Source organism: Fumia xinanensis (genome assembly GCF_014384905.1).
Classification (GTDB): domain Bacteria; phylum Bacillota; class Clostridia; order Oscillospirales; family Ruminococcaceae; genus Fumia; species Fumia xinanensis.
In genome coordinates this window covers 281,900-303,157 of record NZ_JACRSV010000003.1, presented here as the reverse complement: position 1 = coordinate 303,157, position 21,258 = coordinate 281,900, and the positions used below count along the sequence as shown (strand labels likewise).

Annotated in this window: 20 protein-coding genes and 1 tRNA gene; 12 read left to right on the top strand and 9 right to left on the bottom strand. The window is 48.1% G+C overall.

Annotated elements, in window-relative coordinates:
* Positions 1-3: 3 nt before the first annotated feature.
* From H8710_RS11070 to H8710_RS11050, 5 genes are read right to left on the bottom strand one after another with little or no spacing between them, the layout of a single operon-like run.
* Positions 4-1,227, bottom strand: coding sequence for an NAD(P)/FAD-dependent oxidoreductase (locus tag H8710_RS11070; protein WP_249295666.1), 1,224 nt, complete (start codon positions 1,225-1,227; stop codon positions 4-6).
* The gene (locus tag H8710_RS11065; RefSeq protein WP_249295664.1) at positions 1,224-1,661 is read right to left on the bottom strand and encodes a 4Fe-4S dicluster domain-containing protein; all 438 of its coding nucleotides are present in this window, start codon (positions 1,659-1,661) and stop codon (positions 1,224-1,226) included. Before H8710_RS11065 ends, H8710_RS11070 begins: the two co-directional genes overlap by 4 nt.
* A gap of 9 nt (positions 1,662-1,670) precedes the next feature.
* Positions 1,671-2,942: an adenylosuccinate synthase gene (locus H8710_RS11060; RefSeq protein WP_249295662.1), complete on the bottom strand. Its 1,272-nt coding sequence runs from the start codon at positions 2,940-2,942 to the stop codon at positions 1,671-1,673.
* Between the two features lie 27 nt (positions 2,943-2,969).
* Positions 2,970-4,475: a glutamate synthase-related protein gene (locus H8710_RS11055; protein WP_249295660.1), complete on the bottom strand. Its 1,506-nt coding sequence runs from the start codon at positions 4,473-4,475 to the stop codon at positions 2,970-2,972.
* Positions 4,476-4,477: 2 nt separating this feature from the next.
* The gene (locus H8710_RS11050) at positions 4,478-5,566 is read right to left on the bottom strand and encodes a class II glutamine amidotransferase (RefSeq protein WP_249295658.1); all 1,089 of its coding nucleotides are present in this window, start codon (positions 5,564-5,566) and stop codon (positions 4,478-4,480) included.
* A gap of 481 nt (positions 5,567-6,047) precedes the next feature.
* On the opposite strand from H8710_RS11050, the gene H8710_RS11045 reads away from it, so the two are divergent.
* From H8710_RS11045 to H8710_RS11035, 3 genes are all read left to right on the top strand, one after another.
* Positions 6,048-6,833 (top strand): polysaccharide deacetylase family protein, encoded by a 786-nt coding sequence (locus tag H8710_RS11045; RefSeq protein WP_249295656.1) that lies wholly within the window; start codon positions 6,048-6,050, stop codon positions 6,831-6,833.
* 126 nt (positions 6,834-6,959) lie between these two features.
* A tRNA-Ala gene (locus H8710_RS11040) sits at positions 6,960-7,035 on the top strand.
* 142 nt (positions 7,036-7,177) lie between these two features.
* Positions 7,178-8,269, top strand: coding sequence for an FUSC family protein (locus H8710_RS11035; protein ID WP_249295655.1), 1,092 nt, complete (start codon positions 7,178-7,180; stop codon positions 8,267-8,269).
* 73 nt (positions 8,270-8,342) lie between these two features.
* On the opposite strand, the gene purF is transcribed toward H8710_RS11035, so the two are convergent.
* The 3 genes from purF to asnA are packed head-to-tail and all read right to left on the bottom strand — an operon-like array spanning position 8,343 to position 12,916.
* Positions 8,343-9,758, bottom strand: coding sequence for an amidophosphoribosyltransferase (gene purF / locus H8710_RS11030; protein WP_346727110.1), 1,416 nt, complete (start codon positions 9,756-9,758; stop codon positions 8,343-8,345).
* 15 nt (positions 9,759-9,773) lie between these two features.
* The gene (locus tag H8710_RS11025) at positions 9,774-11,864 is read right to left on the bottom strand and encodes a glutamine synthetase III family protein (protein ID WP_249295653.1); all 2,091 of its coding nucleotides are present in this window, start codon (positions 11,862-11,864) and stop codon (positions 9,774-9,776) included.
* A gap of 44 nt (positions 11,865-11,908) precedes the next feature.
* Complete coding sequence (asnA, locus tag H8710_RS11020) at positions 11,909-12,916, bottom strand: aspartate--ammonia ligase (RefSeq protein WP_249295651.1); 1,008 nt, start codon at positions 12,914-12,916, stop codon at positions 11,909-11,911.
* Between the two features lie 431 nt (positions 12,917-13,347).
* On the opposite strand from asnA, the gene guaA reads away from it, so the two are divergent.
* A complete protein-coding gene (gene guaA / locus H8710_RS11015) occupies positions 13,348-14,877 on the top strand; it encodes a glutamine-hydrolyzing GMP synthase (RefSeq protein WP_249295649.1) in 1,530 nt (509 codons plus the stop codon).
* 225 nt (positions 14,878-15,102) lie between these two features.
* Here the strand turns inward: guaA and H8710_RS11010 are convergent, their stop codons facing one another.
* Positions 15,103-15,636: a helix-turn-helix domain-containing protein gene (locus H8710_RS11010; protein ID WP_249295647.1), complete on the bottom strand. Its 534-nt coding sequence runs from the start codon at positions 15,634-15,636 to the stop codon at positions 15,103-15,105.
* Positions 15,637-15,815: 179 nt separating this feature from the next.
* Between H8710_RS11010 and H8710_RS11005 the strand changes: the two genes are divergently transcribed.
* The 8 genes from H8710_RS11005 to H8710_RS10970 all read left to right on the top strand — a co-directional run bounded on the left by H8710_RS11005 (position 15,816) and on the right by H8710_RS10970 (position 21,229).
* Positions 15,816-16,004 (top strand): transcriptional regulator, encoded by a 189-nt coding sequence (locus H8710_RS11005; protein WP_024739120.1) that lies wholly within the window; start codon positions 15,816-15,818, stop codon positions 16,002-16,004.
* On the top strand, positions 16,004-17,095 hold the full coding sequence (locus H8710_RS11000) for a site-specific integrase (protein WP_121708397.1): 1,092 nt from the start codon (positions 16,004-16,006) through the stop codon (positions 17,093-17,095). Before H8710_RS11005 ends, H8710_RS11000 begins: the two co-directional genes overlap by 1 nt.
* Positions 17,085-17,420 carry a plasmid mobilization protein gene (locus tag H8710_RS10995; protein ID WP_117530918.1) on the top strand — a complete coding sequence of 112 codons (336 nt, stop codon included), beginning with the start codon at positions 17,085-17,087 and terminating at the stop codon, positions 17,418-17,420. The genes H8710_RS11000 and H8710_RS10995 overlap by 11 nt, the downstream gene beginning before the upstream one ends.
* On the top strand, positions 17,410-18,552 hold the full coding sequence (locus H8710_RS10990; RefSeq protein ID WP_249295645.1) for a helicase RepA family protein: 1,143 nt from the start codon (positions 17,410-17,412) through the stop codon (positions 18,550-18,552). The genes H8710_RS10995 and H8710_RS10990 overlap by 11 nt, the downstream gene beginning before the upstream one ends.
* Positions 18,553-18,649: 97 nt before the next feature.
* Positions 18,650-18,883 (top strand): complexin-2, encoded by a 234-nt coding sequence (locus H8710_RS10985; RefSeq protein ID WP_181965803.1) that lies wholly within the window; start codon positions 18,650-18,652, stop codon positions 18,881-18,883.
* A 76-nt stretch (positions 18,884-18,959) separates the two neighbouring features.
* The gene (locus H8710_RS10980) at positions 18,960-19,220 is read left to right on the top strand and encodes a hypothetical protein (protein ID WP_121708399.1); all 261 of its coding nucleotides are present in this window, start codon (positions 18,960-18,962) and stop codon (positions 19,218-19,220) included.
* 186 nt (positions 19,221-19,406) lie between these two features.
* On the top strand, positions 19,407-20,837 hold the full coding sequence (locus H8710_RS10975; protein WP_249295639.1) for a MobA/MobL family protein: 1,431 nt from the start codon (positions 19,407-19,409) through the stop codon (positions 20,835-20,837).
* Between the two features lie 17 nt (positions 20,838-20,854).
* Positions 20,855-21,229 (top strand): TnpV protein, encoded by a 375-nt coding sequence (locus tag H8710_RS10970; protein ID WP_249295637.1) that lies wholly within the window; start codon positions 20,855-20,857, stop codon positions 21,227-21,229.
* The last annotated feature ends 29 nt before the right edge of the window (positions 21,230-21,258 follow it).

Genomic DNA, 21,258 nt, shown 5'->3' with positions numbered 1-21,258 from the left:
TGTTTACGAAACGCCCAGCATTTTTATCCGCTCTTTTCTCGAAAACGCCATGAGCTGGGGATGTTGCTTCATCAGTTCAAAGTCGATCGTATCCAGCGGCGTCTGATTGCGGATAAGGCTCGTATAGATACCGGCCCGGCCCACGTCGCCCACCATTATATAGCCTTTTAAAAGTCCGTCTTTAACTAAAAGTTTTTTGTACCGTCTGCCATCGGAAACGATGGTTTCCTCGCCGTCGTAACTGCCCGCCGTAATGACGTGCAGCCCGAAGAATCCTACTGCGTTCATAGGAATGGCGCTGTCGTAGGACTTTTCCCCGCCGGCCATGTTGATTCCAGCCGTCTCACCCTGTATGTAGGCGTTAGGCAAAAGGGCAAGGATACGATTTTCATCAATGGTGATGTCGTGACTTTCAACGCAATCGCCGGCGGCGTAGACGTCACACAAGCTGGTTTCACATTTGCCGTTAATAACAATGCCTCGGTTCACTTCGCCACCTGCGTCGGATACAAGATTTGTGTTGGGCCGGACACCCACCGCTACCACCAGCACGTCAAAAGGCACTTTTTTACCGCTGACCAAAGCAGCCTGATTTGGTTCAAAGGACTGGACGCAGTCGGAGAGGATAAAAGAAATATTCTTCTCTAGGTGTTTTTGGACGATAGCGGCACCCTCCTGATCCAAAACCGACGGAAGAATACGGTCCGCCAAGTCCACTACCGTAATGGATTTTACCAAATGGGCGATCCCCTCGGCGCATTTCAGGCCGATGAGCCCCGCACCCATAATCATTACCTTGCTCTCAGGCGACAGAGTTTTTTTCAAAGCTTTGGCGTCGTCCAACGACATAAAGGTAAATTTTTTTGTCACCCTCTCCAACCCTTCGATAGGAGGAATGAAGGGACAAGAGCCGGTGGCAACGAGCAGTTTATCGTATGGGATTTTCTCTCCGTTGTCCAACAAAACGCTTTTCCCTTTCGGATCAATGGACACAACCGTTTTTCCCGTCAGCAGAGTGCAGCCATTATCTTTGTAGAAGCTGTCAGGACGATATTTCATTCGCTCTTCGTCGGTCTTGCCATAAAGGAGGTAGGAAATAAGCGGACGGGAGTAGGTGTGATAAGATTCGCTGGAAATCAGAATGATGTTGCTTTCTTTGTCCATCTGCCGAATTCCTTCGACGCAGCCGATGGCGGCAGTGGAATTTCCGATTATAACGTAATTCATGCTCCTGCCTCCTCTGTAAAAATAATAGCGTTGTTAGGGCATCCGGCCACGCAGGCGGGCGCACCGCAGCTGTTTGCGATACAGAGTTCACATTTCTGCACCACACCGTTTTCAGCGGGCATAATGGCGCCATAAGGACAACTGAGGATACAGGTGTAGCACCCCACACATTTCTCCTGGTCCACAAAGACTGCCCCGTTTTTGACAGAAAGTGCACCGGAAATACACCCTTTTACGCAGAGAGGTTCTTCACAGTGGCGGCAGCTCACGGCAAAATGAACGTCTCCTTTTTCTTCGATGCGGATGCGGGGGTTGATTTCAATGCCCTTGAGGGCCTTAACCATATCTGAACAGCCGGAGTTGGCAAAAGCGCAGTTGTATTCGCATAAATGGCACCCCAGGCACCATTTTTCTTCTACGTAAACTTTTTTCATGGCAATCACCTAAAGAACAATGTATTCATCGCGGGCGGCGCCCACCGACACGTATTTGATCTTGCATCCAACCGCTTTTTCCAGATAGGCGATATATTTTTTTGCCGCCTCCGGCAGCTCCTCCGGTTTGCGGCATTTGGATACATCGCAGTTCCAGCCAGCGAAATATTCCACCACCGGTTTTGCCCGGTCAAGCTTCGAGCCATAGGGAAACTCGTGTACAATCTGTCCATCCAGTTCATAAGCGGTACAGACGGGAATTTTCTCCATATAGGAGAGTACGTCCAGCTTGGTCAGGGCCAATTCGTCGCAGCCCTGAACCCGCACGCCGTATTTGGAGGCCACTACGTCAAAGGGACCAACCCTCCTGGGACGTCCGGTGGCTGCACCGTATTCGCCGCCTGCCGCACGGAGCTTCTCCGCCTCGTCCCCAAACATTTCTGCTGTAAAGGGGCCCTCTCCCACACAGGTGGAGTAGGCTTTCATGATGCCGATGGTATTGGTGAGCTTCCAATTGGGGATTCCTGCGCCGATAGGGGCATAAGCGGCAATGGTGGGGGAAGAAGAGGTAAAGGGGCAGATGCCGAAATCGATGTCGCGCAGGGCGCCAAGCTGTGCTTCAAACATGATGTTTTTTCCTTCCGATGCTGCCTCGTTCAGATAAACACCGGTGTCGCAGATATAGTCCTTGAATTCCTCAGCGTACTTATCCAGCCAGCTGAGCATCTCATCGTAATCCGTGGGATTTGCCCCGTACACCCCGGTGATGGTCAAATTTTTCCAGGCGAGGATCCCCTTGAGAGCCTCTGCATAAGAATCTCTATCCAGCAAATCCCCCATCCGCAGGCATTTTTTCATGTATTTGTCGCCGTATACCGGGGAGATGCCCCGTCTCGTCGAGCCAAATTTGGCATCGCCCAGCCGTTCTTCTTCCAAAACATCCAGAAGTTTGTGGTAGGGCATACAGATAACGGCTCTGTCGCTTATTTTTAAACTTTCGGGGGAAATCTGCACCCCTGCCTCCCGGAGTCTGCCGATTTCGCCGCTTAAGTGCTCCAAATCGATGACCATGCCGGTTCCCATGACATTTGTGACTTCCTCCCGCAAAATTCCAGAGGGCAGTAGATTTAAAATAAACTTGCCCCGATCATTGACAACGGTGTGTCCAGCGTTGTTCCCGCCCTGATAGCGGGCCACAATGTCGTATTTTTCCGAAAAGAGATCCACCATTCTGCCCTTGCCTTCGTCGCCCCAGTTAATCCCCACAATGGCTGTTAACATGTTTTCTTCTCCTCTTTCAGACTAAAATTATTCTCCCGCGTGTTTGATGCCGAGTATAGAAAGCTCTCTGTCGCCCAGGCCAATGCCACGGAGCATCAAGCGGTTTCCCTTGAGGGCCTCGATAGAATTGATACCCATGCCGCCCATCATTTCCTTGATTTCGTGATCCCAGGCGGTGATGAGATTGATAAGCCGCTCCGAACCGATGTCGGGATTGAGCCGCCGCACCAGATCAGGCCGCTGGGTCGCGATCCCCCAGTTGCATTTGCCGCTCTGGCAGCTACGGCAGAGGTGGCATCCAAGAGCTAGGAGTGCGCTGGTCGCAATGTAGCAGGCATCCGCTCCCAAAGCGATAGCCTTTACTACGTCGGCGCTGCTGCGGATACTTCCCCCTACGACGACGGACACCTGGTCGCGGATTCCCTCATCCCGGAGCCGCTGGTCAACGCTCGCCAGGGCGAGCTCAATGGGAATGCCTACGTTGTCGCGTATGCGGGTCGGAGCGGCACCTGTTCCGCCTCTGAACCCGTCGATGGCGATGATGTCGGCTCCGCTGCGGGCAACGCCGCTGGCAATAGCCGCCACGTTGTGAACCGCCGCGATTTTAACGATAATGGGTTTTTTATATTCTGTCGCTTCTTTTAAGGAAAATACCAGTTGTCGTAAATCCTCGATGGAATAAATGTCGTGGTGTGGTGCCGGGGAAATGGCATCAGAGTGGAGAGGGATCATCCTGGTCTTGGACACGTCCTCGCCCACCTTTGCACCAGGCAAATGCCCGCCGATGCCGGGCTTAGCCCCCTGGCCCATCTTAATTTCGATGGCCGCTCCCGCTTCCAGATAATCCTTGTAAACGCCGAAGCGTCCGGAAGCCACCTGGACAATGGTGTTGGGGCCGTATTGGTAGAAATCTTTATGAAGGCCGCCTTCGCCGGTGTTGTAGTAAATGCCAAGTTGTTCCGCCGCCCTGGCCAGGCTCGCGTGGGCGTTATAACTGATAGAGCCGTAGCTCATAGCGGAAAACATAATGGGGGTGTTGAGTTTCAATTGAGGGGTCAAATTATTGATAATTTTTCCGTTTTTATCCCGCTCGATACCTTCAGGCTTCTTGCCCAGATACACCCTCGTTTCCATGGGTTCCCGCAGGGGGTCGATAGATGGATTCGTCACCTGAGAGGCGTTGATGAGGATTTTGTCCCAGTAGACTGGATATTCCTTGGGATTGCCCATAGAGGAAAGCAGTACCCCGCCAGAACCCGCCTGCCGATAGACTTCTTGAATCGTCTGACCGGACCAGTTGGCATTTTCCTTAAAAGTATGATCGGTTTTGACGATTTTAAGCGCCCGCGTCGGACAGAGGGAGACGCAGCGATGGCAGTTGACGCATTTGCTCTCGTCCGCCGTCATCCGCCCGGTGTCGGGGTCGTACTGATGTACTTCGTTGGCGCATTGCCGTTCGCAGACCCGGCAGGCGATGCAGCGGTCGTAATTTCGGATCACTTCATAATCTGGATAGAGGAAATTGATTGCCATAATTACTCCCCTCCCTTCAAACGCACGATTACCGGTTCTCCCCCGCGGGGAGCCCAGATACGGTCTAACTCCGGCTCGATGACCCGGATGGCGCTTTCTTCACTGGCAATATAAAACATATCGCCCTTTTCGGCCGCCACCATAGAGCGGAGCTTCAGCCGGTCATTCAGTGCCATCATGCCGCCCTCGAATCCAACCAGAATAGAGAAAGGGCCAGTGATGAGGTAGCTTGCAAATGCATTGCGGAAATAGGTGAGCTTTTCCCGCTCTTCCGGCTCCTTTGATTCAATTGTACTCCAAAAGGGAGCGGCGATGACCTGGGCCACCTCTTCCATGGAAAGGCCTTGGCGACGGTTTAAATAATCCACCATGTAGGTGATGACTTCGGTGTCGGTGAGCAGATTGCACTGATAACCATGCATCTCAATAGCCCTCCTATTGGCATCGTAGGAGGAAATCTCCCCGTTGTGGACGATGGAGTAGTCAAGCATCGCAAAGGGATGGGCCCCGCCCCACCAGCCGGGGGTATTGGTGGGATACCGTCCGTGGGCCGTCCAGCAGTAGCCCTCGTACTCCTCCAGCCGGTAGAAATCCCCTACATCTTCCGGAAAGCCCACTGCTTTGAAGACGCCCATGTTTTTGCCGCTGGAAAAGACATAGGCGCCGTCGATATGGGTGTTGATGCGGATGACGCACTTGGCGACAAATTCCCGCTCGTCAAGCTGGCTCGCCTTGAGCTTTGTGGGAAGCGGATAGAGGAAATACCGCCAGATGAGAGGTTCGTCTTTGATTTTCGGAGTCTTCCGAGTAGGGATTTTCGACAGGTTCACGATATCAAAATGCTGTTCCAAAAAACATTCGCATTTCTGACGTGCCTCCAAAGTGTCATAAAACACATGGAATGCATAATACTCTTTATATTCCGGATAAATACCGTATCCTGCAAAGCCGCCTCCCAGTCCATTGCTGCGGTCGTGCATTACCGCAATGGACTGTACCGCTTTAAGTCCGGAAAATCGCTTTCCGTCTCGGGCAAAAATGCCGGAAATGGCACAACCCGAAGGGATGCGTACCTGTCCTTCCTTTAACATGGATTCTGTCCCCTTTCTAAAGCAAATTAAAAAGGCGTCCATCAGAGGGTACGGACAATGGTTTCCGTATCCTCTGATGAACGCCTTTGTTCACGATGCCTATTATACTATTTTCTCTGAAAACTGTCAATATTTTTGAACGAAAAAAATATATCTCCTGCATATTTGTGAAAATAGAATAAATCACATGACTTTTATGCGGCCACTTTTGAATGTATTTAAATCAAATAAAACCTTTATTATGCCTATTATTCATGCGGATACGTTTTACAAACCATTAATTTATAAAATGAAAGTTTTTTTTGCCGCCTGTCATAATAATTGCTTTTTGCTGTTATTAGATTTGCTTATTATGTTTAAATTTTGGTAAAAAGCAAGCCGCGCCAACGATCCCCTCTAGTTATTCTTTTACATAAAAATTTTTTCTTAGCATATAGTTTAGAAAGCCTATTCCTTACTTCACTGTGAAAGGATCATCATTATGTTTATCCGCAGCTTCCGACTGAAAAATATACTGTTTGGCACCATTGTATTTTTGCTGACGGTCGCCATCGGCCTTAACGTATTTTCCGCTGTTATGACGGTTCGTACTTCCGCCGAGCCTATGGACGCCGCTCCGCCTTCGGAGGAAGGCGGTGATAAAATCGTATACCTCACCTTTGACGACGGCCCTTCTGTCGTCACCGCCGACATTTTGGACCTGCTGCAGGAAGAAAATATTCCTGCTACCTTTTTTGTAATTGGCGCAACCACGGACCGGGGAAAAATGCTGTACCAGCGCATGGTAGATGAAGGGCACAGTATCGGCCTGCACTCCTACTCCCATAAATACAAAGAGATTTATGCCAACGCGGATGCCTATCTGGCGGACTTTGAACGCCTACAAAATCATCTGCAGGAGATCGTCGGGGATACACCCAAAATCTTCCGCTTCCCGGGGGGGAGCAATAATTCCAACGCCGACGCCTCCACTTTAGCAAAAGTAAAAGAAATCACTGCTGAGCAGGGATACGTCTTTTTCGATTGGAACGCCCTGGCCAAAGACGACAAGGCCACTCCCACACCGGCAGAAAAAATGTTTAAAAATATTGTAAAATCTGGCGGAGACGATGACAGAATCCTCATTTTAATGCACGACGACGCACTGCGTACCACTGCGGTAGACTGCATTAAAATGCTTATTGACTACTACACTGAAAAAGGCTATCGTTTTGAGGCACTGAAAGAAGACACTCCTCCCATCCAGTTTAAGTCCCGCAAATTTTGAAAAATCCTGTCTTCTTTCATCAGGAGATAGGATTTCCAGAGCTAACCTTTTAAAGAAAAATAAAAAAATCCCAAATTTATCTGTACAAACCCCAAAAACTGTGATATAATATTTTCCGTTAGATTTGGGGGCGTAGCTCACCTGGGAGAGCGATACGTTCGCAACGTATAGGTAGTCGGTTCGAGTCCGATCGTCTCCACCATTGAGAAGGCAGAATTCAGTAAATGCTGAATTCTGCCTTTTGTTATGTTGTCCAATAAAATTGAGTAGGATTAAGAAAAAATTCACAAATAACCGTTGTTGTAACCCCTTCAAAAAACTGCTATCATTTAAGAATAATTGAAATGATTATGGAACCTCTGGACGTAGTAGAGGCCCAATTTTATGGAGGAATCGTATTGACAGTATCCAAAGAACAATTCAAACACACCGGGAAATTGGTTTTCGAAAACGCGGTTCGGTTCGTTTTTTCCCTTGCTTTTATTTTTCTGTATCAAACACTTTTTGGCGCGGGCGACATCTTAGCCGGCGTCGCCATCAGCGTCGGAATCACCATGTTTCCCGTATGCCCACCCGGTATCCGCCCTACCAAAATGGCCGGTATTATCGTTTTGCTATATGCAGGGGCGGGTATTGCCGCCCAATGCTCTGCACTTTCACCATGGCTTGCCTTTCCGATTCAGTTCCTTTTCATAACCGTAGTGATGAGTCTCTGCACCGAACCCATTGGAACCAAGCTTTACATCAATTTTCTGCTCACCTTTGTCTTTTGCCAGGCAACATTGGTTACGCCCCAGCAGTTTCCCAAACGGCTTCTAGGCCTCATTGCTGGAGGGGCGCTGGTCGCCGCCATATCTCTCATCTGGTGGCGGCGCAAAGGACTGGATGAAAACCGGAGGGCTATTAAAGAGCAGATTTTGCTCAGTTGGCACAACCCGGGGTTTATCCTCCGTATGGCTATGGGCATTTCCATCGCGGTGCTGATTGGCTCACTGCTGGGGCTGAAAAAACCGCTGTGGATCAGTATCGTCGCCATGTCTCTGACTCAGCCAGTTTTCCGGGAAACCTGGGTACGAATCAAACACCGTGCCCTGGGGACCTTCATAGGAATCGGTGTCTTTATCATCGTTTTCCGCATCTTGGTTCCGCAGCAATACTCCATGCTGGTCATTATGCTCATGGGCTATCTCAGTTATTTTGCTCCAGAATACAAACACAAACAAATGGTAAACGCCGTAAACGCTCTCAATGCTTCTCTGGTACTGCTGGATACGACCACTGCTATTGAAAACCGCTGTCTTTGCCTGCTAGGCGGAATTGCCATTGTGGTTTTATTGGAAATTACCCAAATCCTCATTGAGAGAATTGCCAAGCGGTGTGTGATTGATCGGGCAAAAAAATATCCAGGTTCCGGAAAAATCGAGGCTATTTCTTAAAACAAAACGCCATCCAAAGGAGTGTCCTTTGGATGACGTTTTGCTGTGTATGCAAAATAGAGGCAAAGGCAAGTTAATGCTTGGGCCGCGCAACCGGATATTTTCCGGAAAAGCAGGCGTCGCAGCAGGAAAGCCGTCCTTGTATGATTTCGGAAAGGCTTTTCACAGAAAGATATCCCAGCGAGTCCGCCCCAATAAGAGTGCAAATTTCCTGTTCATTGTGCCGGTTGGCGATGAGCTGCCCTCCGGTAGGAATGTCGGTGCCAAAATAGCAGGGGTGCTTAAATGGTGGTGAGCTGATGCGCACATGAACCTCCGTGGCTCCCGCCTCTCGCAGCAAACTGACAATCTGGGCACAAGTTGTCCCACGGACGATGGAATCGTCGATCATGACGATCCGTTTGCCGCAGACTACCTTTTTGAGGGCGTTCAATTTGATACGGACACTGGATTCCCGCTCTAACTGCGTGGGTTTGATAAAGGTGCGTCCTACGTAATTATTCTTGACGAAAGCCTTGCCGTAAGGGATGCCCGATTCCAGGGAAAACCCCAGCGCCGCATCGTTGCCCGACTCAGGCACTCCGACCACCAAATCCGCTTCCACTGGATGCTGCCGGGCAAGTTCTCGCCCGGCCCGAACTCTCGACTCGTAGACCCCGATGCCGTCGATGATGCTGTCGGGGCGAGCAAAGTAGATGTACTCAAAGATGCAGTGTGCCGTTGTGGCTTTCTCCCGAGGAAATTCCGAAAAAATCCCGGTTTCGGTGATGGTGACGATTTCGCCGGGGGCCACGTCTCGGACAAATTCTGCCCCCACTGCGTCCAAGGCACAGCTTTCCGACGCGAGAAAATAGGTGCTGTCCCGCTTTCCGATACAGAGAGGCCGAAAACCCATGGGATCCCGCACCCCAATGAGTTTTCTCGGACTCATAACGATGAGGGAATAGGCCCCGCTGATCTTCTGCATCGCCGAAGCCACCGCCTCTTCCGCCGATTTGGCGTTTAATCGTTCTCTCGCGATATGATAGGCGATGACTTCGGTGTCAGCGCTGGTCTGAAAGATCGATCCGGAAAGTTCCAGTTCCCGTCGAAGTTCAACGGCGTTGACTAAATTTCCATTATGGGCAATGCAGAGGGTGCCCTTGATATAGTTGAGCACCAGCGGCTGGGCATTTTGAGGGCTGCTGTCCCCCGCTGTGGAATATCGGACATGGCCAACTCCGATATTTCCCCCGAGTTTCTGCAAACGCTCTTCATTGAATACCTCACTGACAAGTCCCATATCCTTGTGAAGCAGTATTCGCCTCGGTCCCAAAGTGTCCCCTACCGCGATGCCGCAGCTTTCCTGGCCTCTGTGCTGCAAGGCAAAGAGGCCGTAATAAATAGCAGGGGCCACGTCGTTTCCCGCAGGATCGTAGGCGCCGAACACGCCGCATTCCTCATGGGGTTTGTCATCGGCAGGCCCCATGGAACTAAAGCAATTATTCATCTATGTTTTACCGCCTTATACGTGAAACAAAAGGTCGCAGTAGGTCGGATAGGGCCAGTAGCTGGAGCCAACAATGGTTTCCAGCTCATCGGCCACGGTACGGGTCTCCTGCATAGACAGGAGCACCACATCACGGTAGTAGTTGGCCAGTTCCTGCAAATCGGTGTAAGCCTTGCAGTCTAAAAGCGCTTTTTCCAGCTTGTCGTTTTTCTGATAGAGGCATGCACTGAGCTTCGACAACCGTTTCACCAAGGCCTCTTCCACTTCGCAGGAGCACTCAGGCAACAGCTGTCTTTTCTGGAGAGCTGTAGCGGTCAAATCCCTGCAATAATTGGAAACAGCGGGCAGAATGTCTTTCTTCACCATTTCCAGCATAGTCAGTGCTTCGATATTCAGCGTCTTGCAGTAGCCTTCCAGCATGATTTCATACCGGGCGTGCATTTCTCCCGCGGTAAATACCTTGTGCTTCACAAAAAGCTCCACGTTCTTTTCGTGGACAAAATACGGCAGAGCGTCAGCAGTGGTCTTCAGGTTCAGAAGGCCCCGTTTTTCCGCTTCCAGCACCCATTCCGGCGAATAGTTGTTGCCGTTAAAGAGGATGCGGCGGTGGGAAGTCAGCGTGTCTTTGACCAAATTGTGCAGGTCAGATGTAAAATCTTTAGACTCTTCCAACACGTCAGCAAACTGGCACAGCGTCTCCGCCGCGATAGTGTTGAGTACGATATTAATGCCGGAAATGGACTGGCTGGAGCCGGGCATTCTAAATTCAAACTTGTTGCCGGTAAAGGCAAAGGGGGAGGTGCGGTTCCGATCGGTGGTGTCCTTGATGAAACGGGGCAAAGTATGGACTCCGACTTTCATTTCCACCTTGTCTTTGGATTCATAGGCGGTTTCCCGCATGATAGACTCTAACACCTCCATCAGTTCGTCGCCCACGAACATCGAAACGATTGCGGGAGGCGCTTCGTTTGCGCCCAAGCGGTGGTCGTTTCCGGCGGTGGCGACAGAGGCGCGGAGCAAATCCTGATACTCGTCGACCGCTTTCACCACAGCGGTCAAAAACAGCAGAAACTGCGCGTTTTCCCGAGGAGAATCGCCAGGGTCCAAAAGGTTGACGCCGGTGTTTGTGGAGATAGACCAGTTATTGTGCTTACCGCTTCCGTTGACGCCGGCAAAGGGTTTCTCGTGGAGCAGGCAGGTGAGGCCGTGACGTTCGGCCACTTTCTTCATCATTTCCATGGTCAGCTGGTTGTGGTCGGCGGCGATATTGGTCGTAGTGAAGATAGGGGCTAATTCATGCTGGGCCGGAGCCACCTCGTTGTGTTCGGTTTTGGCGTAAACGCCCAGCTTCCAAAGCTCCTCGTCCAAATCCTTCATAAAGGCCTGAACTCTCGTCTTGATGGTGCCAAAATAGTGATCGTCCAGTTCCTGGCCCTTGGGAGGTTTAGCGCCGAAGAGGGTCCTGCCGCAGAATAAAAGGTCTTTTCTCTCCTCATAGAGCTTTTTGTCTACCAGGAAGTACTCCTGCTCCGGTCCCACAGTGGTGTCCACGTGGACGGTCTCCTTGTCGCCAAACAGGCGAAGGATGCGCAGCGCCTGCCGGTTTAAGGCTTCCATCGAGCGCAGCAGAGGGGTTTTTTTGTCCAGAGCTTCACCGCTGTAGGAGCAGAAAGCAGTGGGGATACAGAGGGTATCGTCTTTGATAAAGGCATAAGAAGTGGGATCCCAGGCGGTGTAGCCGCGGGCTTCGAAGGTTGCCCGCAGGCCCCCAGAGGGGAAACTGGAAGCGTCGGGCTCGCCTTTTATGAGTTCTTTGCCGGAAAACTCCATAATCACTCCGCCGCCCGCCACCGGACTGATAAAGCTGTCGTGCTTTTCAGCAGTGGTGCCGGTCATGGGCTGAAACCAGTGGGTAAAATGGGTAACTCCCTTTTCCACCGCCCAGTCCTTCATGGCGTTGGCAACAATGTGGGCAATGGACGGATCCAGATGTTTGCCCTGTTCCATCGTCCGTTTCAGCGCATTATAGGTTTCTTTTGGGAGGCGGTCCCGCATGACGGCGTCGTTAAATACCAGTGAACCAAAATTTTCAGGCAAGTTTTTCATTACGCAATTCCCTTTCTTTACGTTATTTCTCTATTATCAGTAAATTATAAAAGCGGTATAGAGGCTTTTTTGCAGGATTCCACGGTATCTTTATCCCAGATGGAGCACTGCACTTCACCGATGTGGGCTTTTCCTAAGAGAAGCATGCAGATTCTCGACTGTCCGATTCCTCCGCCCATGGTGAGGGGCAAGGTGCCGTCCAGCACCATCTTGTGGAATTTGCAGCTTCTCCGGTCGTCGCAGTCCGCTTCCCTAAGCTGGCTGTCCATGGACTTTTGATCCACCCGAATACCCATAGAGGAAACCTCAAAGGCGCATCCCAAAACGTCGGACCAGAATACAATATCTCCGTTTAATTTCCAGTCGTCGTAATCGGGGGCGCGGCCGTCGTGCCTGATGCCGGATTTGAGCTTTCCACCGATCTGCATGATAAAAGCAGTCCTGTGGTCTTTCAGGTACTTGTTCTCCCGCTCCTTCGGGGTACAATCGGGATACATATCTTCCAGCTCTTGGGTGGTCACAAAGTTGACTTCAGGGGAGATGGTGGTTGTAATGGACGGAAACTTTTTCTTCACTTCCTCCAGAGTCTCACAGACGGTCTTGACAATGGTTTGTACCGTTTCTTTTAAATACGTCTCGGTGCGTTTGCCCGCCGGCAGGATTTTTTCCCAGTCCCACTGATCCACATAGATGGAATGAAGGTTATCCATTTCCTCATCCCGGCGGATAGCGTTCATATCGGTGTATAAACCGGTGCCCGGCTGGAAACCGTATTGATACAAGGCCAATCTTTTCCATTTTGCGAGAGAATGAACGACCTGCGCCTCAGACTTTGTCTCCATAATATCGAAACTGACGGGACGCTCTACGCCGTTTAAATCATCGTTGACGCCGGTTCCCGCCTCAACAAAAAGCGGAGCGGAAACCCGTGTGAGATTCAACGCATCACTCAACTTCTTCTGAAAAATGTCTTTGATGGCGGAAATGGCTCTCTGAGTTTCATAGAGGTCGGTTGCGGGCTTGTAGCCCTGCGGGATAACAGTTTTGCTCATAACAAATACTCCCTTTCTTGATTGTGGATACCACGCCAGCAGTGCCGTCGGGTATTTCTCTCGGAAAACCGAACGAAATAGAAAAGACGCCGTAGGAAAATTCCTACAGCGCCTTTGCTGTCTACGCCGTCATTATAGAACCTTACAATCGGTTTGTCAATCCCTTTTCCATGGATTTTCTCATGTTTAGACAATTTCACATAAAATGAGAATCTACAAGGGGTCAATCTTATGTAATTTGCAGGTTCGATTTGAATTACTTTCATTTTTATTGACAGTAAAAAATCAGAATAGTATAATATGCTTATTCAAAAAGCGATTACTATAGGGTTTATATGTACAAGCCAATATTTGAAGCGTGTTGAAAATTGAAGCATGATATGTATTCCGTTGCACAAGCCGGTCAAAAAATACCGGAGAAAGGAACCAGTATGGCAAATGAAACCATCGTCGTCATGGATTTCGGCGGGCAGTACACCCAGCTGATTGCGCGCTGCGTCAGGGAGGCAGGTGTTTATGCGGAAATCGTTTCCTATAACGCCAGTCCGGATACCCTCAAAGAAAAAAATTTAAAAGGTCTAATTTTGAGCGGTGGGCCCGACAGCGTATACGCCCCTGATGCCAAAAAGCTGAATCCTCAGTTCTTAGATCTTGATGTGCCGGTCCTAGGTATCTGCTACGGTATGCAGATTCTTGTAAATGACCTAGGGGGGACTATTATCGAAGCGCCTGTCCCCGAATTTGGTCCTACAGACATTCACTTTCAATCTCATCCGCTTTTCGACAGTATGAAAGACATGTCCATTTGGATGAATCACCGGGATATGGCCGGAAGGCTGCCAGAAAGCGCTATTTCTATTGCTTTTACCAACCATTGCCCCACCGCAGCCTTTGCTGACGACAAGCGAAAGGTGTACGGTGTACAGTTCCACCCAGAAGTTATGCACCAAGAAGAAAATATGAAGATTTTCTACAACTTCTGTTATCGGATTTGTGGCTGCACAGGCGATTGGGATATGAGTTCCCTGGCGGAACGGATGATTGCCGAAATTAAGAAACAGGTAGGGGACAAAAAGGTACTCTGCGCCCTCTCTGGAGGAGTTGATTCCTCCGTTGCCGCCGTTTTGGTGCATAAAGCCGTCGGCAATCAGCTTTACTGCGTTTTTGTCGACCATGGCCTGCTCCGGGAAAATGAAGCCAAAGAGGTGATGGACTACTATCACGCAAAGCTCGGCATGAATATCAAGCTGGTGGATGCCCAGGAACGGTTCTTGAGCAAATTGGCAGGTGTAGTAGAACCGGAACAGAAGCGTAAAATTATTGGCGAAGAGTTTATCCGTGTCTTTGAGGAAGAAGCCTTAAAAGTAAATGACACTGAATTTCTCGTTCAAGGTACTATTTATCCCGATGTAGTGGAAAGCGGACAGGGCAACAGCGCGGTAATTAAAAGCCACCACAACGTGGGCGGACTTCCGTCCAACATTTCATTCAAGGGTCTTGTAGAGCCGCTTCGTACCCTTTTTAAAGACGAGGTGCGCGCGCTGGGTGAATATCTGGGCATTCCAAAAAAGCTCGTTTGGCGACAACCGTTCCCCGGCCCCGGCTTGGCAATCCGAATCATGGGCGCCATTACCCCCGAAAAGCTCGAAATCGTCCGCAAAACGGATGCAATTTTGCGGGAAGAAGTGGCAACGGCGGGACTGGACCGGAAAATTTGGCAGTATTTTACTGTGATGACCGGCGTACAAACGGTGGGCGTCATGGGTGACGGAAGGACTTACGACTACGTCGTCGCTATCCGTGCTGTTACCAGCGACGACGCTATGACAGTGGAATTTGCAGAGATTCCATATGATCTTTTGCGTAAAATGTCCAGGCGCATGGTCAATGAAGTGCCCGGCTGCAGCAGAGTTGTATACGACGTAACCAGCAAGCCGCCGGCAACGATAGAGTGGGAATAAGTTGGAGTATCTTAAAAACTCAGTGTTTATGCGGGTTTGCGGCACTTTAAAAAGTCTTTTGATAACAAATTGATAACAGTTGCATAAGAGCCATTATTCTTGTAATCCGGTGGTTTTATGGTTAGAGAATGATTGACAGGCGGTTGTGCAACAAATAAATCCATATTATAAACTAAGCCCTTAGCTGTGGGTATGAAACTCATGGCTAAGGGCTTTTTGTCGTCTTTATTTATTTGGTTTGAGTTGATCTTTGAACATTTCGACTAAGGCATCACTAAGTTCCTGTGATGGCACTTTCGCCCATCTCTGTGTGGTATCGAACTTTGGATAGTGGTAACGCCAGTTATCGTATTCTTCCTTACTGATTTCTTCGGAAGATAACTTGTCCGCCTGTTCTTTCCAAGCATAGAGCATTTTCAGTAGTTCGTGAGCGTCTTTTCCTTTGTCCTTGTTGACTTTCAGACAGACTTCTCCGTCTGCTTCGCTGACAGTCAGACCATATAAATCTTCAAGGGTAAACAAAGTGTGCATCAGTCCGATATAGCTGTCAATGTCGGGTACATCGAGGGCATGAGGGGAAACATCAAGTGCCTGTGCCAATGCAGCAGTAAGTTCCGCTTTCGGTTTTCTTGTCCCTGTTTCATATTGTGCTAAACGCACATCGGCACTTCGCTCAGGAAAGCCGACAATCGTACCAAGATATTTTTGTGTCATTCCACGCAGAATGCGGAAAAAATGTATTCTCTCTCCAATCGCCATAATCATCGCTCCTTGTATATGTATTGTAATCAGTATAGCAGATATGTTTAGGCGAAGTCAAGATAATACAAAACAAAAAAGTTTAATGTTTTCCGAAAACCACTTGACACAAACAAATATGCTTAGTATAATGAGTTCAAAATTAAACAAATAAGTTTAGATGAAAAGGAGGGCAACCTATGGAGAACAAATTTATTCGTGCCGAAGAAGTGGCACAGGAACTAAGCGTATCAAAGCCTTATGCTTATAAGTTAATCCGGCAGTTGAATGAGGAACTGAAAGCCAAAGGTTTTATTACGATTACAGGGCGTGTAAACCGCCAGTATTTTTATGAAAGGCTCTACGGAGCAGGAAAGGAGGAAAAGTAATGCCGGTATTTAAGAATGAAGCCAATGGAACATGGTATGTGATGGCGAGGTATGTGAACTGGAAAGGCGAGCGTAAGCAGAAATGTAAACGTGGTTTTGCTACCAAGAAAGAAGCACAGGAATGGGAGCGGATGTTTCAGTTACAGAATGCGTCTGACCTTGATATGAGCTTTGAAGCCTTTACCGAGCTGTATATTCGGGATGTGAAAACTCGTCTGAAGGAGAACACATGGCTGACAAAAGAGCATATCATCCGCACGAAGATACTTCCGTATTTTGGCAAGTTAAGAATCAGCGAGATTTCCACAAAGGAGATTATCACATGGCAGAACGAACTGCTTGCCTATCGGGATGAGAAGAAAAAGCCTTATTCCCAGACTTACCTGAAAACGCTGCATAATCAACTGTCAGCCATATTTAATCATGCGGTACGTTACTATGAGTTGCGTTCCAATCCTGCCGCAAAGGTGGGAAATATGGGAAGTGAAGAACACAAGGAAATGCTGTTTTGGACAAAAGAAGAATACAAGAAATTCTCTTTTGAGATGATGGACAAGCCTGTTTCCTTTTATGCTTTTGAAATGCTCTACTGGTGCGGTATCCGAGAAGGGGAACTGCTTGCACTGACCGCAGCGGATTTCGATTTTGAGAAAGAAACGGTCAGAATCAACAAATCTTATCAGCGGCTACACGGAGAAGATGTGATTACTACACCGAAAACAAAGAAAAGCAACCGCATAATCAAAATGCCGAAGTTCCTTTGTGAGGAAATGCAGGAATATCTGGGTATGATTTACGGATTGAAGAAGAAAGACCGCATTTTTACAGTTACCAAAAGTTATCTTCATCACGAGATGGACAGAGGGGCAGAAGCCGCAGGCGTAAAGCGTATCCGCATTCACGATCTCCGTCACAGTCATATCAGTTTACTGATTGATATGGGATTTTCAGCGGTGGCGATTGCCGACCGTGTGGGGCATGAAAGCATTGACATCACTTACCAGTACGCTCATCTGTTCCCATCTAAACAGGTGGAAATGGCAGATAGATTAGATGATTTGGAGAAAGGAGAGATTGCAAATGTCAGCTAAGAACAGGGATAACAAAAACCGTTGGAGAAACATTACAGTAGGATTTCGGGTATCTCCTGAAGAAAATGAACGCATCAACAAGGCGGTTGCCTTATCAGGATTGCCAAAACAGGAATACTGTTACCGCCGCTGTCTGAATCAGGATGTGGTGGTACAGGGCAATCCGAGAGTGTATAAGGCACTCAAACTGGAACTTGCCGCTGTCCTTACAGAGTTAAAGCGGATTGAAGCAGGGAGCAGCGTGGATGAGGAACTGATGAATGTAATTGAACTGATTGCCATTATTCTTGGCGGTCTGAAAGGAGAGAATGAGAATGGAGAATAAAAAAGAAAAGACTGCCCCGAATGTATCTGTTGGCGCAGATACGGAGCAGCCAATTTTCAAAAACACTAAAAGTAGTATATCCGAGTGCGAGGAAAATATCAAGAGTTTTGAGGAAATGCAGAGAGAAATCCAGTTGAGTTTAGACCCCTCCTATCTCAAAGCAGTCTCCATGAATGAACTGTTTGACACCCAGTACCAGAGCAAGCCGCCGTTGATCGACGGTCTGCTCTATTCCGGAACTTATATTTTTGCAGGTTCTCCAAAACTGGGAAAGAGCTTTCTGATGGCACAGCTTGCCTATCATGTCAGCACAGGCACACCGCTTTGGAATTATACCACCCGAAAAGGAACGGTACTGTATCTTGCCCTTGAGGATGATTACCGCCGCTTACAGGAACGTCTGTATCGGATGTTTGGAACAGAGAGTGCGGATAATCTTTTCTTCTCTGTTTCTGCCAGTCAGCTAGGGAAAGGGCTGGATGAACAGCTTGCAAGGTTTGTAGCGGAACACGCAGACACAAAGTTGATTATCATTGATACGCTCCAAAAGGTGCGGGAAGTCGGCGGAGATAATTACAGCTATGCAAACGATTATCAGATTATGGCAAGGCTGAAAAGCTTTGCGGACACCCACGGTCTTTGTATCCTGCTTGTACACCACACAAGGAAACAGACGGCGGATGATAAGTTTGATATGATTTCGGGAACAAGTGGACTGCTCGGTGCGGCGGATGGGGCGTTTCTCCTTCAGAAAGAAAAACGGACAGGCAATGCCGCAACTTTGGAAGTATCGGGCAGGGATCAGCAAGACCAAAAGCTATACCTTATCCGCAACACAGAAACCTTGTTGTGGGAGCTGCAAAGGGCAGAAACAGAATTGTGGAAGGAACCGCCGGAACCTTTACTGGATGAGATTGCTGAACTTGTTATGAAGGATAAATCCTTTTGGGAAGGCTCGGCAACGGAACTGGTTTCGCTGATAAAGGTAGAAATTCAGCCCCATGTCATCACACGAAAACTGAATGTTCTTTCAGGGCGATTGTATGCGGAGCATGGCATTTATTATAAGAGCAACCGTACCCACGATGGAAGAAAAATACGGTTTTGGAAAGACGATACGGAAACAGCGTGACAGTTGGTGACGGTTGTGACGGTATTTTTGACAGCGGGGGCGGTATCGAAATAACCGTCACAACTGTCACATACCGTCACGGAGAGGATGGGATACGATGAGAAATGTGCAAATATCACAGGAATTATTTATGCAGTTGCTCCGCTTCCACTTGATGGAAGATGAGAGTTGCGAAAAAGAAATTAAGAAGGAGTTGGAGAAAAAGTTGGACAAGATGGTCATGCGTGATCTTTTTGGAAAATCAAAAACTGCACCGACAGAGGAAGAACGAGAACAGGCAAGAAAAGAATATCTGGACAGGCGAGGAGTGTCGGAGAGTTTCCGCTGGTAATTCTTCCTTGATGATAAGGACAGGGGTGTGCCACACCCCTGTAAATAACAGACAAGGCAGGAAGGGAGTGTTGCAGATGTTAAAGCAGCCGGAAAGAGAAAGCAGAAACATGAATGATTTCTTTTATGAGATGGAGGGCAGGCAGATACAAAAAATGAACAAGGTACTGGCAGACGTGGAGCTGACAAAAGCGGAGGAAAAAACTCTGATATGGCTTGCCGGATGGGAAGAAAGTACCGTAGATCATCTGCTGTCAGTCATAGAAAAAACAGCCCGGATACGGGCAGATAAAAAGGGCGGATACGCCCATAAATCTAAATGTGAGTCCGAGAAGTAATCGGATTGTGTTAAACAAAAACAAGCCCTCGGCGTTTGAGAGCGAAATACACCCATCGCACAAACTTCGTTTATGCTCTGCGTATTTCGCCCTTGCAGGGGGCAAGCCGCCGACAGGCGGATAAGTTCGTAAACAGGTGCCTATGCACCTACTCACAGCAAAGCCGGCGAGAGCCGAGGAAGGAGGATGCTTATAGGCAGACATTCATTTATCAGACAAAGTAAGCTGTCCGACGTGGCAGGAAGGATTGATTATATCTCCAATCCGAAACGACAGGAATATCTCTATGCGACCTATCAGACAAAAGGGGCAACACCGGAGTTTTGGAAACGTCTTGCAAGAGAAAATCAGTTAGACTTTAAGGCGAGTGGTTCAGCAGGGAAATGTATCGAGGGGCGTGAATTTATCATTGCACTTCCCGAAAGTTTTGTTCAGTACAGGGCAGATGATATGGTAAGGTTTTTTACGGAAACTTTTCATAAAAGATATGGTGTGGAATGCAGCGCAGCTCTTCATCACAACAAGACAAAGACGAATTATCATATTCATCTGGTGTTCAGTGAACGGAAAATGTTGGAACAGCCCGAAGTGAAGATTGCCACCCGAAATATGTTTTATGATGAGCAGGGAAAGCATAGACGCACGAAAAAAGAGATTTTAGACGAGCAGGGAAATATCAGAGCCGGATGCAGTATTATCTCGAAAGGGAAAGTATATGAAAGTCATATTTTCTCGAAAAAGGATGAATGGTTTAAGAACAAAGCCTTTACCAAAGAAGTGAAAGAACTATTTACAGATACAATTAACTGTTATGTAAAAGAAGAATCAGAAAAATTATCGGTATTCCAACAGGGTGGCGTTTATCTGGCAACGAAGAAAATCGGAAAGAACAATCCGAAGGCAGAGGAGATAAAGGCAGACAATGCGGCAAGGCAGGAATGGAATCGGACAGTTGATGTGGCATTAGTCGAGGGTGTTCCTGAAGAAGATATTTTGAAGATTAAGCAGGAAAAAATCACAGACAAAACGCTGCAATCTATCAGGACACACGGTTGGCTGCCGGATATGTTCCGTCAGATTATCCGAGGGGCAAAAGACTTTTTGCAGGAAGTGATTTTCAAATTTAAGCTGCCGCCGAAACCTGTACCAAAGATTGATTTGCAAGAGTGGAAAGATATGCAGAAGGTCATGCATGACTTGCAGGGACAGTCAAGGGAGATAAAACGCACACAGCAGGATATTTCTTCTTTGAAAAAGCAACTGTCAGAGTTGCGAGGGTTCTTTAAAGGCAAAGAACGAAAATCTCTGGAAGGGAAAATTGAATTGTTAGAGGATTTGGAAAAGCGTCTGCACAAGAGTATGGAACAGATCGTAAAACGGGAAGGCTATCCCAATGTACAAGCCTTTCAGAAGGTTTATAACAAGGCAGAAGAATTGATTATAGAATACAACGAAGAACTAAGGATATGGAAAAAGCAGACGGAACAGAAAAAAGAGAAACCGTTAGAACAGCCGAAAAAAGCGAGTGTACTGGAAAAGCTGCACCGCTATCAGCAGGAAGGCAGACAGCAGCCGAAACGGTTAGTCAAGAGAAAATCTATGGATAGAGAACGATAAGAAAGGTGGAAATGATTATGAAGAAAACAATTTTTGAAGAAATGGGCGGCACTTATATCAGACATGGGGATTATCTTATCCCCTGTCTTACCTTGCCGGAGGAAGAACAGAGATTTATCGGCGTATGGGGACAAAGGCATTTACGCTATCTGAAAGAATATCGCAGGGGTGTATATCTGAATCTGCTTACAAGTGGAAGGTTGAATGATTATTTGGCTGATATAGAAGAACAGGCACAGGAACGCTTTGAAAGGATTGTAGAGCAGATGAAACAGGCACAGGGGATCACGGAACAGTTAAAGGCAGAAAATCAGATGGAATGGGTAGGGAGAATGAACAATATACAAGCGTGTGCGAGGGAGATTGTGGATAATGAGGTGATTTATCAATAAGAAAAGGTGTATGGTGGAAAGCAAGTCTA

Excerpts from the sequence above, each read along its gene's own strand:
- guaA (WP_249295649.1), top strand. The coding sequence starts at position 13,348 with ATGGCAAATGAAACCATCGTCGTCATGGATTTCGGCGGGCAGTACACC.
- purF (WP_346727110.1), bottom strand. The coding sequence starts at position 9,758 with ATGAATAATTGCTTTAGTTCCATGGGGCCTGCCGATGACAAACCCCAT.
- H8710_RS11065 (WP_249295664.1), bottom strand. The coding sequence starts at position 1,661 with ATGAAAAAAGTTTACGTAGAAGAAAAATGGTGCCTGGGGTGCCATTTA.
- H8710_RS11010 (WP_249295647.1), bottom strand. The coding sequence starts at position 15,636 with ATGGCGATTGGAGAGAGAATACATTTTTTCCGCATTCTGCGTGGAATG.
- H8710_RS10980 (WP_121708399.1), top strand. The coding sequence starts at position 18,960 with ATGTTAAAGCAGCCGGAAAGAGAAAGCAGAAACATGAATGATTTCTTT.
- H8710_RS11045 (WP_249295656.1), top strand. The coding sequence starts at position 6,048 with ATGTTTATCCGCAGCTTCCGACTGAAAAATATACTGTTTGGCACCATT.
- asnA (WP_249295651.1), bottom strand. The coding sequence starts at position 12,916 with ATGAGCAAAACTGTTATCCCGCAGGGCTACAAGCCCGCAACCGACCTC.
- H8710_RS11005 (WP_024739120.1), top strand. The coding sequence starts at position 15,816 with ATGGAGAACAAATTTATTCGTGCCGAAGAAGTGGCACAGGAACTAAGC.
- H8710_RS10985 (WP_181965803.1), top strand. The coding sequence starts at position 18,650 with ATGAGAAATGTGCAAATATCACAGGAATTATTTATGCAGTTGCTCCGC.
- H8710_RS11025 (WP_249295653.1), bottom strand. The coding sequence starts at position 11,864 with ATGAAAAACTTGCCTGAAAATTTTGGTTCACTGGTATTTAACGACGCC.
- H8710_RS11035 (WP_249295655.1), top strand. The coding sequence starts at position 7,178 with ATGATTATGGAACCTCTGGACGTAGTAGAGGCCCAATTTTATGGAGGA.
- H8710_RS10995 (WP_117530918.1), top strand. The coding sequence starts at position 17,085 with ATGTCAGCTAAGAACAGGGATAACAAAAACCGTTGGAGAAACATTACA.
- H8710_RS11060 (WP_249295662.1), bottom strand. The coding sequence starts at position 2,942 with ATGTTAACAGCCATTGTGGGGATTAACTGGGGCGACGAAGGCAAGGGC.
- H8710_RS11070 (WP_249295666.1), bottom strand. The coding sequence starts at position 1,227 with ATGAATTACGTTATAATCGGAAATTCCACTGCCGCCATCGGCTGCGTC.
- H8710_RS11000 (WP_121708397.1), top strand. The coding sequence starts at position 16,004 with ATGCCGGTATTTAAGAATGAAGCCAATGGAACATGGTATGTGATGGCG.
- H8710_RS11055 (WP_249295660.1), bottom strand. The coding sequence starts at position 4,475 with ATGGCAATCAATTTCCTCTATCCAGATTATGAAGTGATCCGAAATTAC.
- H8710_RS10990 (WP_249295645.1), top strand. The coding sequence starts at position 17,410 with ATGGAGAATAAAAAAGAAAAGACTGCCCCGAATGTATCTGTTGGCGCA.
- H8710_RS10975 (WP_249295639.1), top strand. The coding sequence starts at position 19,407 with ATGCTTATAGGCAGACATTCATTTATCAGACAAAGTAAGCTGTCCGAC.
- H8710_RS10970 (WP_249295637.1), top strand. The coding sequence starts at position 20,855 with ATGAAGAAAACAATTTTTGAAGAAATGGGCGGCACTTATATCAGACAT.
- H8710_RS11050 (WP_249295658.1), bottom strand. The coding sequence starts at position 5,566 with ATGTTAAAGGAAGGACAGGTACGCATCCCTTCGGGTTGTGCCATTTCC.